At 67.4% G+C, this 12,355-nt stretch carries 12 protein-coding genes; 7 read left to right on the plus strand and 5 right to left on the minus strand.

Annotated elements, in window-relative coordinates:
• Positions 1–2: 2 nt before the first annotated feature.
• On the minus strand, positions 3–608 hold the full coding sequence (locus MKW15_RS07210; RefSeq protein ID WP_240856910.1) for a TetR/AcrR family transcriptional regulator: 606 nt from the start codon (positions 606–608) through the stop codon (positions 3–5).
• Between the two features lie 98 nt (positions 609–706).
• Here MKW15_RS07210 and MKW15_RS07215 point away from each other — a divergent pair, with 98 nt between their 5' ends.
• Complete coding sequence (locus MKW15_RS07215; RefSeq protein WP_240856911.1) at positions 707–2,365, plus strand: MFS transporter; 1,659 nt, start codon at positions 707–709, stop codon at positions 2,363–2,365.
• Here MKW15_RS07215 and MKW15_RS07220 read toward each other — a convergent pair.
• The gene (locus tag MKW15_RS07220; RefSeq protein ID WP_240856912.1) at positions 2,303–2,914 is read right to left on the minus strand and encodes an AAA family ATPase; all 612 of its coding nucleotides are present in this window, start codon (positions 2,912–2,914) and stop codon (positions 2,303–2,305) included. The genes MKW15_RS07215 and MKW15_RS07220 overlap by 63 nt on opposite strands.
• 62 nt (positions 2,915–2,976) lie before the next feature.
• On the opposite strand from MKW15_RS07220, the gene MKW15_RS07225 reads away from it, so the two are divergent.
• Positions 2,977–3,507, plus strand: a complete 531-nt coding sequence (locus MKW15_RS07225) for a pyridoxamine 5'-phosphate oxidase family protein (protein WP_240856913.1) — start codon at positions 2,977–2,979, stop codon at positions 3,505–3,507.
• 167 nt (positions 3,508–3,674) lie between these two features.
• Here the strand turns inward: MKW15_RS07225 and yaaA are convergent, their stop codons facing one another.
• The gene (gene yaaA / locus MKW15_RS07230; protein WP_240857029.1) at positions 3,675–4,415 is read right to left on the minus strand and encodes a peroxide stress protein YaaA; all 741 of its coding nucleotides are present in this window, start codon (positions 4,413–4,415) and stop codon (positions 3,675–3,677) included.
• A gap of 39 nt (positions 4,416–4,454) precedes the next feature.
• Between yaaA and MKW15_RS07235 the strand changes: the two genes are divergently transcribed.
• Positions 4,455–6,185 carry a proline--tRNA ligase gene (locus tag MKW15_RS07235; RefSeq protein ID WP_240857030.1) on the plus strand — a complete coding sequence of 577 codons (1,731 nt, stop codon included), beginning with the start codon at positions 4,455–4,457 and terminating at the stop codon, positions 6,183–6,185.
• 25 nt (positions 6,186–6,210) lie between these two features.
• On the opposite strand, the gene MKW15_RS07240 is transcribed toward MKW15_RS07235, so the two are convergent.
• Positions 6,211–6,645 (minus strand): ferritin-like domain-containing protein, encoded by a 435-nt coding sequence (locus MKW15_RS07240; protein WP_240856914.1) that lies wholly within the window; start codon positions 6,643–6,645, stop codon positions 6,211–6,213.
• Positions 6,642–7,160 (minus strand): twin-arginine translocation signal domain-containing protein, encoded by a 519-nt coding sequence (locus MKW15_RS07245; RefSeq protein ID WP_240856915.1) that lies wholly within the window; start codon positions 7,158–7,160, stop codon positions 6,642–6,644. The genes MKW15_RS07240 and MKW15_RS07245 overlap by 4 nt, the downstream gene beginning before the upstream one ends.
• Positions 7,161–7,302: 142 nt before the next feature.
• Here MKW15_RS07245 and rimP point away from each other — a divergent pair, with 142 nt between their 5' ends.
• The 4 genes from rimP to infB all read left to right on the plus strand — a co-directional run bounded on the left by rimP (position 7,303) and on the right by infB (position 12,282).
• On the plus strand, positions 7,303–7,851 hold the full coding sequence (rimP, locus tag MKW15_RS07250; protein ID WP_240856916.1) for a ribosome maturation factor RimP: 549 nt from the start codon (positions 7,303–7,305) through the stop codon (positions 7,849–7,851).
• Between the two features lie 49 nt (positions 7,852–7,900).
• Positions 7,901–8,914, plus strand: a complete 1,014-nt coding sequence (nusA, locus tag MKW15_RS07255) for a transcription termination factor NusA (protein ID WP_240856917.1) — start codon at positions 7,901–7,903, stop codon at positions 8,912–8,914.
• A gap of 43 nt (positions 8,915–8,957) precedes the next feature.
• Positions 8,958–9,338 carry a YlxR family protein gene (locus MKW15_RS07260; RefSeq protein ID WP_240856918.1) on the plus strand — a complete coding sequence of 127 codons (381 nt, stop codon included), beginning with the start codon at positions 8,958–8,960 and terminating at the stop codon, positions 9,336–9,338.
• Between the two features lie 79 nt (positions 9,339–9,417).
• Positions 9,418–12,282, plus strand: coding sequence for a translation initiation factor IF-2 (infB, locus tag MKW15_RS07265; RefSeq protein WP_240856919.1), 2,865 nt, complete (start codon positions 9,418–9,420; stop codon positions 12,280–12,282).
• The last annotated feature ends 73 nt before the right edge of the window (positions 12,283–12,355 follow it).

Below are 12,355 nucleotides of genomic sequence, written 5' to 3' on the forward strand. Positions count from 1 at the left end.
GTTCAGTCCGCGAGAGACACAGCTCCGGTGACGACGATCTGCGCGAGCAACTCGGCACGTTCGCGTCGGAAATCCGCGCCGTCGAGCAACACGGCGAACAGCATGCCGCCGACGATCGCATCCATCGCCGATTCGGCGGCTGCGGCCCCGACGGGCGAGTCGGCGGCGGCAAATCGCGCCCGAATCTTCTCGCGCATGGGTTCGCTCAGACTGGCCTTGAACCGCTCCTCGGTTGCGGCATCCTCGAGACCTGCTGCCGACAACGTGCGAACGATCGCGCGACCCTGCTCGGTGGCAAGGATGTCGGCGACGCGGCCTGTCCACGCCGTCAGGTCCTCGATGAGCCCGCCGCTGAACGGGATCTCGGGGGAGATGGCTGCCGCTTCGTCGGCGAGCACATCGGCGACCAGTGCGGTGCGGTTGCGCCACCAGCGATAGATGGTCTGCTTCCCGACACCGGCAGCCGCTGCGACGCCCTCGATGGTCAGGCCGTCGAAGCCGCGCTCCATGAGCTGTGCCCGGGTGGCCTCGAGGATCGCCAGGCGCGACCGTTCGCTGCGTCGACGCACCGGTACCGGATCGTGCTCCGAGACATGGCCAACGCTCACCCGGTCATCGTATCGAGGCGAATCCCTCACTCGGTGCGAGATGATGACCTACCGTGGGAGCGAGACGAGACGCATCGTCTCGTTTGGGAGGGGCATCGATGACGAGTGTGACGACAAGCGTGGTCAAGAAGGCGCCGTTCCCGGAGGTGGGTTGGGCTCCGCGAGCGTCGGCGACCTGGTTGGTGATCGTGGTCTGCTCGGCGCTCGGGTTGGTGATGGCAGCGATGACCGCGCTGAATCTCGCATTGCCCTACATCGCGGCCGACATACAGACCACGTCGTCGCAACTCACCTGGCTGGTGGATGCCTACACGGTGGCACTCGCCGCGCTGTTGCTCCCGGCGGGTGCGATCGGCGACCGACGCGGCAGACGCGGCGTCATGATCGTGGGACTTGCCTTGTTTGCCGTGGGCTCACTGGTGGCCGTGGTCCTGGACGGACCGTGGGAACTCATCGCGTCGCGAGCGCTGTGTGGAGTCGCTGCAGCCCTGATCATGCCGGCGACGCTGTCGCTGTTGACCTCGCACATGCCCGCGGATCGTCGGCACATGGCGGTGGCCATATGGGCCGCGGTGGCCGGCGCGTCGGGACTGGCGGGATTCTTCCTGTCCGGGCTCCTACTGGAGTTCTTCGACTGGCAGTCGATCCTGCTCGTGCTCGGTGGTTTCGCTGCGCTACTCACCTTCCTGGCCATGACCATCGGCACCTCGCGCGACGAGCATCCCGGCAGGTTCGACGTCGTGGGATCGCTGCTCGCACCGGCCGGTGTTGCGCTGTTCGTCGTCGGACTTCTCGAGGCGCCCGGGCACGGATGGGATTCGGTCCTGGTAATCGGGTGCCTCGTGGGCGGCGTACTGCTCGGCGTGGTGTTCGTGATCGCGGAGTTGAGATCGTCGAACCCGTTGCTCGACATGCGCCTGTTCGTGAATCGCGCGTTCTCGGCGGGTTTCCTGTGTGTGGTCCTGCAGTTCTTCGCATCGCTGGGCATCTTCTTCGTTCTGTTGCAGCAACTTCAGCTGAGCATCGGCATGTCGGCGTTGATGGCGGCGACGGCGATGCTGCCGATCGTCGCAGTGCTGATGGTGATGTCACCGGTCAGCGCGTGGCTCGCCGTGCGCGTCAATCTTCGGTACGTGCTCGTCTTGGGTAACGCGCTGACGGGACTCGGCATGGTGTTGATGGGTGTCATCGACTATCCGACCTACCTCGGGGTGCTGCCGATGACCATGGTGGTTGCCTTCGGCCAAGGGTTTGCGACCGCACCACCGACCACCGCGATCATGTCCAACACACCCGCCGAGTCGCAGGGCGTCGGGTCGGCCGTCAACGACACCGGCCGTGAGCTCGGCGCCGCCATCGGCATCGCGGTGGCCGGAAGTGTGGTGGCGTCCGGATATGCACACCATCTCGCGCCGTTGCTCGACCAACTCGCCTCCGTGCCCGGCGGTGACGACATCGCGGCGCCGGTGTCGCGCACCCTGGCCGAGGCACTCGTCGTCGCCGACAAGATCGGACCGATGAATCCTGTTCTGGCCGAATCTATTCGGGTGCAGGCCACCGCGGCCTTCGACAGCGCCGTTGCGTCGGCCTGCCTCGTCATGGGAATCGTCGTGCTCGTCGGCGCAGTGGTGCTCGCGATCGTCAGTCCGCGCCGTATCGGTGGAAGTTCGGATCCGATCGAGCCCGAGCCCGATTCAGAACCGGATGTGGCGAGCTCCGACGGTGAGACGGCGGACTTGATACCGCGCGGCCGATAGCCGCTCACCCGAGAGTTCGACGCCGAGCTTCTCGGCGATCAACTCCACGACCTGATCGACATTGAGGTCGTCGTTGGAGATGTGGTGTGCGAAGCGTTCCGAGGACAGCGCCGTGACGCAACGATCGATCTGTGCCATCGCCCAGGTCTCGGAGCGGCCGACGACCCGTCCCAACGCATACCCGCTGCGCTGCCGGAGCCGACGCCGCAGGGTCTCCGGTCGTGGGCACAGCGCGAAGTGTCGGGCGTCGATACCACGGGAGTGCAGTCCGTCCATGATCTCATCGAAATACGCGGGTACGACAAGGGTCATGGGCACGATCACCGGGCCGTCTGAAGCGTCGACGGCGTCGGCGAGGGTTGCGGCGACGGCCGTGCGCCACTGAGGTCGATCCTGGAAGTCGTTTCGCGCGGCGGGCGGCAGCATCCTGTGGATGCCGTAACCGATCAGCTCGGGGTCGGCGACGTGCGAGTCGGGCAGCCTCCGATGCAGTTCGAAGGCAGTCTGGGTTTTACCTGCGCCGAAGGCTCCGTTGATCCACACCAGCATTGCGTCGAGGATAGCGGCGCGTGGACCGATGACTGTCGTCGACCGAACGGGTCAGAACCCGTATGAAGGCCACAAATCTCGCCGAACTGTATGAGGTCGACACCCTCAGCTGGGAGCCCGTCGCGCAAACACTCGATCGTGGAGTCGACCAGGTACCGGGAACCAGCGGTCCCGATCGGCACACGTGGTGGCTCGCCACCATCAACGCCGACGGCAGCCCGCACGTCACCGGCGTCGGTGCGCTCTGGCAACACGGCGCGCTGTGGTTCGAGACGGGCGCATCGACGCGCAAGGGGCGCAACGTGGCTCGGGATCCGCGCTGCACCTTGTCGTTGGCCACGCAGGAATTCGACGTCGTCCTGAAGGGCACGGCCGCTATCGTCGATGACCCCGAAGTGGTCGCCGAGATGGCGGCATTGTGGGCGGTCGACTGGCCATGTCGGGTCGATGACAGCGGTATCGCATTGACTGCCGACTTCAGCGCGCCGTCGGCGGGACCGCCACCGTGGCGGGTGTACAAGGTGACGATCACCGGAGCGACCGTGCTGCAGACGGTCGAGCCAGGTGGCGCCACTCGCTTCGAATTCGATTGATCCGACGAGCTCGGTGACCACCGCTCTGAACTGGGGGAAATACAGCCTGTCGAGGAGTCGCGCCTGACACTCTGTGTCCTGTTGGAGAACGCGAGTGCTGCAGCACTCGCGTTCTCCGATTCGGCTCCGGTTGTCGCGGGTGCCGGCCGCGGCGCTGATCCGAACACTCAGTCGGTGATCACGACGATCTCGAGTGCGTTGGCGATCTCGACTCGCTGACCGGCGTCTGCCAGCACCGCGGCGAGTGCGTTCACGTCGCGGAGGTTTCGCCGCGTGCGCACCAGCTCACGTGCGACGAGTCCCTTGTAGTGCTTGTTGAAGTGGCTCACCACTTTTCGTGATCCGTCTGCGGCTTCGGTGACCACGGTCGCGGTCACCGCGCCGCGCACCGGGCCAAGTTGCTGATACACCCCAGACCGCAGGTCGACGACGAAGTCGTCGACGGCGTCGAGTGCGTCGGACAGGTCTGGCTTCCATTCGGCGGCCAGCGTTCTCATGCCCGGAAGCTTCGACCCACCGGACAGGCGGTACGCCGGGATCATGTCCGAGCTGCGCATGACACCGAACAGAGCCGAACCGATCGCAAGCCGATCGGCCGCCTTCGTCTTGCCCGCGCGCGTCAGCGACCGGTGATCGAGTGCGTCGTAGAGAACGCCCGTGTACCGCTCGATGGCCGGCCGGGTAGGGGAGAGCCAGAGGTCGGCGTTGCGATCGGCCTCGGCGAGCTGTGTCGCCCCGAGCCCGAGTGCTCGTCGGCTCGCGTCAAGGTCCGACGAGAGAGCGACGAGTGCCTCGCCGATCCGCTTGCGAATCGGATTGAGCTCGGGGAAGGCGAGGGTGTCGAGGTCGAGCGGCGCGCCGGCGCCGCCGTCGGATTTGGTCTCGGAGGGAGGCAGGATGACGAGCACCGCCACACCCTAACTAAACTCGGGGCCGTGATCACACGCATGTCGACCCTGTTCCTGCGAACCCTGCGCGACGATCCGGCCGACGCCGAGGTGCCCAGCCACAAGCTCCTCGTCCGCGCCGGATACGTCCGTCGCGCCGCGCCCGGCGTATACAGCTGGCTGCCGCTCGGCGTGCGCGTCCTCAAGGCCGTGGAGAACGTGGTCCGCGAGGAGATGGACAACATCGGCGCGCAGGAGATCCTGCTTCCCGCGCTCTTGCCGCGCGACCCCTACGAGACCACCGGCCGCTGGACCGAGTACGGCGACGCGTTGTTCCGGCTGAAGGATCGCAAGGGCGCCGACATGCTGCTCGGGCCCACCCACGAGGAGCTGTTCGCGCAGCTGGTCCGGGGCGAGTACTCCTCGTACAAGGATCTGCCGGTGATCCTCTATCAGATCCAGACCAAATACCGCGACGAGGAACGGCCGCGCGCCGGCATTCTGCGCGGGCGTGAGTTCGTGATGAAGGATTCGTACTCCTTCGACCTCGACGACGACGGTCTCAAGGCCGCCTACATCGCGCACCGCGACGCCTACCAGCGGATCTTCGCGCGGCTGGCAGTCAAGTACGTCATCGTCGCCGCGACGTCCGGCGCGATGGGCGGTAGCGCCTCGGAAGAGTTCCTGGCCGAGAGCGAGGTCGGCGAGGACACCTACGTCCGTTGCATCGAATCGGGCTACGCGGCCAACGTGGAGGCGGTCATCACGCCCGCACCCGAAGCGATCCCGTTCGACGACGCACCTGCAGCGGTGGCGCACGACACCGGTGACACCCCGACCATCGACACCCTTGTCGCGTGGGCCAACGAAGCACTCGAAGGTACCTTCACGGGCGCCGACACCCTCAAGAACGTGCTGGTGAAGACGCGGGAGCCGGGCGGCGACTGGGAACTGCTCGGCGTGGGGGTCCCCGGAGACCGGGAGGTCGATTTCAAGCGTCTGGAAGCGTCGCTCGAACCGGCCGAGGTCGAATTGCTCACCGACGCAGACTTCGCCGCCAACCCGTTCCTGGTGAAGGGTTACATCGGTCCGAAGGGACTGCAGGCCAACGGTGTTCGCTACCTGGTAGACCCGCGGGTGGTGGACGGCACCAGGTGGATCACCGGCGCCGACGAGCCCGGCAAGCATGTGGTGAACCTGGTCGCGGGCCGCGACTTCGTCGCCGACGGCACCATCGAGGCCGCCGAGGTGCGCGACGGCGATCCGTCACCAGACGGCAAGGGGCCGCTGGTGTCGGCCAAGGGCATCGAGATCGGGCACATCTTCCAGTTGGGTCAGAAGTACACCGACGCCTTCGAGGTCGACGTGCTTGGCGAGAGCGGCAAGCCCGTCCGCCTGACGATGGGTTCCTACGGCGTCGGCGTCTCCCGTCTCGTCGCGGTCATCGCCGAGCAGTGCCACGACGACAAGGGGCTTCGCTGGCCCCGCGAGGTGGCGCCGTTCGGCGTGCATCTCGTGATCGCCAACAAGGACGAGGCAGCCATCGCCGGTGCGAACGAACTCGCCGAGGATCTCGACGCAGTCGGGGTGTCGGTCCTGCTCGACGACCGCAAGGCGTCCCCGGGAGTGAAGTTCAAGGACGCCGAACTACTCGGCATGCCGACCGTGGTGGTGGTGGGCCGCGGATACGCCAACGGCACCATCGAAATTCGCGATCGTTTCACCGGAGAGACCACCGAGGTCGCAGTCGACGGCGCCGTCGACGCCGTGGTGGCTGCCGTCCGCGGCTGACCGACGGAGTCCACCACCCTGTGAACTACGTGGGACTGCCGGGGAAGGTCACCGTGACCGGCTTGATCGCCAACGCGCGTCGCCAGTAGCTGATGTCGAGCGCCGATGCGGTGAGTCCGTCGACGCCGATCCGGCGCGCGACATCCGATTCGGATTGTTCGAGAACCACACGATAGGCAGTGGCACAGTCTGTTTCGGCAGCGAGGGCCGCGCGTGCCGCGGTCACCGGGTTGCTGACCTGGACCGGCAGCGTGTAGCCGGACGCCGCTTCCGGAGGGGTGCCGCCGGCGGCGCTGATGGCGGCATTCACCCCGTCGCGTTGCGCACGGTGGGCGGCGAGCTGGTCGCTGATCTCCGCGCGTCGGGCCGACGACACGTAGGCGCTGATCACCCCGTAGGTGAAGATGGCCGCGTTCTCCGCGTTGGCCGCCGCCACCAGTGCATCGATGGTGCTGCTCATGCCAACTGCACCTCGACCATCGCGTTCACGGACGCGGCGACCGAACCGGCCAGGCCGGCGGGGTAGCCGCTGCGGACGATCGCGGCGTCATGGGCCTGGCGAGCCGAGAGTCGCAGTTGCCCCCGAAATCCGTCGACGGAGGTGACCGCGGGGCTGCCGGGCGTGGGTGCCACCGATGTGGTCGACGAGGACGCGGCGGCCTCGAGTTGCTTTGCGGTGTCGCGATGCAGGCGGGTGATCTCCTCCCTCAAGGCCAGCCCGTGCGCCGCGCGCTGATCGGCCACCACCGCCAGTGCTGCGGCGTAATCCGCGTGCGCCGGGATGAGCGTGCGGGCGGTATCCGAATCGTCCTGCGCGGTTCGCGCCAACGGTAGGAGCGCCTCGGCGGTCAGCTGCTCGGCGGACGGGCCTTCGTCGCCGCACGCGGACACGCCGGCCAGTGTCACTCCGGCGGTCACGGCGAGTCCGCCACGCAGCACGGACCGTCGACTCACTGATGGGCTCACCCGACACATGATGCCAGTCGGGCGATGGCATGGGGCGCCGGGTGAATCCATTACGATGTGACAGGCAGGTGCGCGCGAACGCCGCCACGATCGCGGTGCGGCCGCGTCGATCCACCCGCCAGACACGACAAGTGAAGACGAGGAGAGTGCGATGCCGATCGGTTCAGCGGGGTTGCGCGAACTCGTCGAAAAGCTGGTCACGGATCGGGGTTTCGACCTCGAGGACGCGGTGGTCCGCACCCGGGACGGGCAAGAGGAATTTTCGATTGTGGTCGACCGCGACGGCGGCAGCGACCTCGATGTGCTCGCCGAACTGAGCAACGAGATCGGCGAGGTACTCGATGCCGCACCGGACCTCGCCGACACCCCCTTCACGTTGGAGGTCACCTCCCCCGGAGTGGATCGCCCGCTGACCCTGCCGCGGCATTGGCGCCGCGCCCGTGGGCGCAAGGTCGTCGTCGACAGCGGTTCCGATGGCGGGAAGGCGACGATCGCCGGCCGCGTCGGACCGATCACCGACGACCAGGTGTCGATCGTCGTCAACCGCAAGGGTCGGCTCGACGTCGCGACCGTTGATCTCAACTCCATAACCAAGGCGGTCGTGCAGGTCGATTTCAGCCGCCCGAGCGTTGCCGAACTGGAAATGTGTGGCCTCGACACCGCCGAGATCGAGGCCAGGGTCCGCGCAGCAGACAAGTGAACAGTCCAGACAAGTGAACACAGAACAAATGAATAGGAGCGCAGCCCGCATGAACATCGACATCAACGCCCTCCGCATGATCGAGGCCGACAAAGGGATCTCGATCGACACCGTCATCACGGCCATCGAGACCGCGTTGCTGACGGCCTATCGCCACACCGAGGGATTTGCGCCGCACGCGCGGATCGACGTGAACCGCAAGACCGGCGCGGTGCGCGTGATGGCGCAGGAGCTCGATGAGAACGGCGACGTCGTCCACGAATGGGACGACACCCCCGAAGGCTTCGGCCGGATCGCCGCCACGACGGCGCGGCAGGTCATCCTCCAGCGTCTTCGTGACGCGGAGAACGAGAAGAATTTCGGTGACCTGGTCACCCACGAGGGTGAGATCGTCGGCGGGGTGGTCCAACAGGATGCCCGGGCGAATGCGCGCGGGATGGTGATCGTGCAGATCGGCAGCGACGCCAACAGCACCGAGGGCGTGATCCCGCCTGCCGAACAGGTCCCGGGCGAGTCGTACGTCCACGGCGAGCGCATCAAGTGCTACGTGGTCGGGGTCTCGCGCGGACCGCGTGGCCCCCAGATCACCTTGTCGAGGACACACCCCAACCTGGTGCGCAAACTCTTCTCGCTGGAGGTTCCCGAGATCGAGGACGGGTCGGTGGAGATCGTCGCGGTCGCGCGGGAGGCGGGTCACCGGTCCAAGATCGCGGTGCACACCGGGGTCGCCGGACTCAACGCCAAGGGAGCCTGCATCGGCCCGATGGGTCAGCGAGTGCGCAACGTGATGAGCGAACTCGCCGGCGAGAAGATCGACATCATCGATTTCGACACCGATCCCGCCGTCTTCGTCGGGAATGCACTGTCGCCCGCGAAGGTTGTCTCGGTCAACGTCGTCGATGCGGCCGCCAAGGCGGCGCGGGTGGTGGTGCCGGACTATCAGCTGTCGCTCGCCATCGGCAAGGAAGGACAGAACGCCCGACTCGCCGCCCGCCTCACCGGCTGGCGCATCGACATCCGGTCGGATGCCGACGCCGAGGGCGACCCGGGACAGGGTCGGTGACGGCCAGTTGTCCTGGAGCGACAGGTTCGCGCTAGACTGATCGATGGTTCAGCGAAAGTCGTCGGTTCCGTCCAACGGAGGCCGACGTGATCGTTCCGCTCGCCGCAGGCCCGTCCGAACGTGTATCGGATGCCGGCAGCGGGCAGAGGCTTCAGAACTGGCTCGGGTCGTCGTGGCTGTACGCGACGGGTCGCCGGTGATCGTCGTCGATCGAGCGAAGACCATGCCGGGTCGGGGCGCTTGGTTGCATCCGCGGGCGGACTGTTTGTCCGCAGCGATGCGACGTAGGGCGTTCGCACCGGCACTTCGGGTACGCGGCCTGGCTGTGGACCCGGCGGACCTCACCGAACAGCTCGGTGCGGTCATCGACACACAAGGCTCTCCGGAGCCGGAACAGGTAGCAGAAGACATGAGCACCCCGTGAAGTCCCCACGATGAGCATGTATCGGACATAAATCGAGGCCGTGGCGGGCAAGCCGCTCGGCCTCCAAGTGAGGAGAGCAGTGCCAGGCAAAGCCCGCGTGCATGAATTGGCCAAGGAACTCGGCGTGACGAGCAAGCAAGTGCTCGAGCGGCTGAAGGAGCAGGGCGAATTCGTCAAATCGGCGTCGTCGACCGTTGAGGCCCCCGTGGCCCGTCGACTGCGTGAATCCTTCCCCGGTAGCGACGGGGGATCCGCCAAGGACGGTGGCGCAAAGCCGTCCGCATCGTCGGGCGCCAAGCCCGGCCCCCGTGCCAACGGCGCTCCCAAGCCGGGTGCGCCGTCTCGTCCGGCGCCCGCGCCGGGACCCAAGCCAGGAGCTGCCAAGCCGGCCCCCGTGGCCGAGGCCACTCCCGCTCCTGCGGCGTCGGCACCGGCCCCCGCAGCAGCACAGGCCCCCGCGCCCACTCCGAGTGCCCCGGCGGCCTCGGCGAAGCCTGCCGCACCGGCCGCCCAGTCGGGATCGGCGCAGTCCGCACCGGCCCAACAGGGTTCGACCAAGCCGGGGTCTGCGACACCGGGTCCGCGTCCCGGTCCCAAGCCGGGACCGCGTGCGCCTCGCGTCGGCAACAACCCGTACTCGTCTGCTCCGGCCCCCGCGCCGCGTCCGGTGGCTCCGCGCCCCGGCCCCGGTCAGGGTGGTCCGCGTCCGGGCGGCGGTCGTCCCGCTCCCGGTCAGGGTGGTCCGCGTCCCGGCGGGGGCCGTCCGGCTCCCGGCCAGGGCGGACCCCGTCCGAGTCCCGGCAGCATGCCCCCGCGCCCGAATCCGGGTGCGATGCCCAGTCGCGCCGGTCGCCCCGACGCCGGTCGTCCCGGCCGTGGCGGTCCGGGCGGTGGCCGTGGCGGCGCCGGCGGTGGTGGCGGCTACCGCGGCGGTGGCGGTGCGCCGACCGGTGCTCCCGGTGGTCCTCCCGGTGGTGGCTTCCGCGGACGTCCGGGTGGCGGCGGCGGTGGCCGCGGTCGCGGTGGCGCTGCTGGTGCCTTCGGACGCCCCGGTGGGGCCCCGCGCAAGGGTCGCAAGTCGAAGCGGGCGAAACGCGCCGAGTACGAGAACATGCAGGCACCGGCCGTCGGTGGCGTTCGGCTGCCCCGCGGCAACGGCGAGACCATCCGTCTCGCTCGCGGTGCGTCGCTGTCGGACTTCGCCGACAAGATCGACGCCAATCCGGCATCGCTGGTCCAGGCGTTGTTCAACCTCGGCGAGATGGTCACGGCCACCGAGTCGGTGAATGACGAGACGCTGGAGCTGCTCGGCTCGGAGATGAACTACACCGTGCAGGTGGTCAGCCCCGAGGACGAGGATCGCGAACTCCTCGAGAGCTTCGACCTCACCTACGGCGAGGACGAGGGCGACGACGAGGATCTCGAACAGCGCCCGCCGGTGGTCACCGTCATGGGCCACGTCGACCACGGTAAGACCCGACTGCTCGACACCATCCGAAATGCCAGCGTCCGCGAGGGCGAGGCCGGTGGTATCACCCAGCACATCGGTGCCTACCAGGTCAACACCCACCTCAACGGTGACGACCGCCTGATCACGTTCATCGACACCCCGGGTCACGAGGCGTTCACCGCCATGCGTGCCCGCGGTGCCAAGAGCACCGACATCGCGATCCTGGTGGTCGCCGCCGACGACGGCGTCATGCCGCAGACGGTGGAGGCGATCAACCACGCGCAGGCGGCCGACGTGCCGATCGTGGTGGCGGTCAACAAGATCGACAAGGAAGGCGCCGACCCGTCGAAGATCCGCGGTCAGCTCACCGAGTACGGCCTCATTCCCGAGGAGTACGGCGGCGAGGCGATGTTCGTCGACATCTCTGCCAAGCAGGGCACCAACATCGACGCTCTGCTCGAGGCCGTGTTGCTGACCGCAGATGCATCGCTGGATCTGCGTGCCAACCCGGACATGGACGCCCAGGGCGTCGCCATCGAGGCGCACCTCGACCGCGGTCGCGGTCCGGTGGCGACCGTGCTCGTGCAGCGCGGAACGCTCAAGGTCGGCGACTCGATCGTCGCGGGCGACGCCTACGGGCGCGTCCGACGCATGGTCGACGAGCACGGCGAGGACGTGCCCGAGGCACTGCCGTCGCGCCCGGTTCAGGTCATCGGCTTCACGTCGGTGCCCGGCGCGGGTGACAACCTGCTCGTCGTCGAAGAGGACCGCACCGCTCGGCAGATCGCCGACCGCCGCAATGCGCGCAAGCGCAACGCGCTGGCCGCACGCAGCCGCAAGCGGATCAGCCTCGAGGACCTGGATTCGGCGCTGAAGGAAACCAGTCAGCTGAACCTGATCCTCAAGGGCGACAACGCCGGTACCGTCGAGGCCCTCGAAGAGGCGCTTCTCGGTATCGAGATCGACGACGAGGTGCAGTTGCGCGTCATCGGTCGCGGTGTCGGTGGTGTCACCGAAACCGACGTCAACCTGGCGGCGGCCTCGGATGCCATCATCATCGGCTTCAACGTCCGCGCGGAGGGCAAGGCCACCGAGCTGGCCAACCGTGAGGGCGTCGAGATCCGGTACTACTCGGTGATCTACCAGGCCATCGACGAGGTGGAGAGCGCGCTCAAGGGCATGCTCAAGCCGATCTACGAAGAGGTGGAGCTCGGCCGCGCCGAGATCCGCGCGATCTTCAAGTCGTCGAAGGTCGGCAACATCGCCGGCTGTCTGGTGCAGTCGGGCATCGTCCGGCGCAACGCCAAGGCGCGCTTGCTGCGTGACAACATCGTCATCGCCGAGAACCTCACCATCGCCTCGCTCAAGCGGGAGAAGGACGATGTGACCGAGGTCCGCGACGGTTACGAATGCGGTCTCACGCTGACGTACTCGGACATCAAGGTCGGCGACGTCATCGAGTCGTATGAGCTGCAGGAGAAGGCACGCGACTGACGCATGACCTGCTCCCCTTCCCGAACGGACCGCAACGCGGTGCCGAATCGGGAAGGGGAGTACCTTTTTTCAC

The organism is Gordonia gummivorans (assembly GCF_022513585.1).
Taxonomy (GTDB): Bacteria; Actinomycetota; Actinomycetes; order Mycobacteriales; family Mycobacteriaceae; genus Gordonia.

Coding starts and splice junctions, on each gene's coding strand:
- MKW15_RS07245 (WP_240856915.1), bottom strand. CDS start 7,160: ATGTGTCGGGTGAGCCCATCAGTGAGTCGACGGTCCGTGCTGCGTGGC.
- rimP (WP_240856916.1), top strand. CDS start 7,303: ATGCCGATCGGTTCAGCGGGGTTGCGCGAACTCGTCGAAAAGCTGGTC.
- nusA (WP_240856917.1), top strand. CDS start 7,901: ATGAACATCGACATCAACGCCCTCCGCATGATCGAGGCCGACAAAGGG.
- MKW15_RS07215 (WP_240856911.1), top strand. CDS start 707: ATGACGAGTGTGACGACAAGCGTGGTCAAGAAGGCGCCGTTCCCGGAG.
- MKW15_RS07260 (WP_240856918.1), top strand. CDS start 8,958: ATGGTTCAGCGAAAGTCGTCGGTTCCGTCCAACGGAGGCCGACGTGAT.
- MKW15_RS07240 (WP_240856914.1), bottom strand. CDS start 6,645: ATGAGCAGCACCATCGATGCACTGGTGGCGGCGGCCAACGCGGAGAAC.
- MKW15_RS07235 (WP_240857030.1), top strand. CDS start 4,455: ATGTCGACCCTGTTCCTGCGAACCCTGCGCGACGATCCGGCCGACGCC.
- MKW15_RS07225 (WP_240856913.1), top strand. CDS start 2,977: ATGAAGGCCACAAATCTCGCCGAACTGTATGAGGTCGACACCCTCAGC.
- MKW15_RS07220 (WP_240856912.1), bottom strand. CDS start 2,914: ATGCTGGTGTGGATCAACGGAGCCTTCGGCGCAGGTAAAACCCAGACT.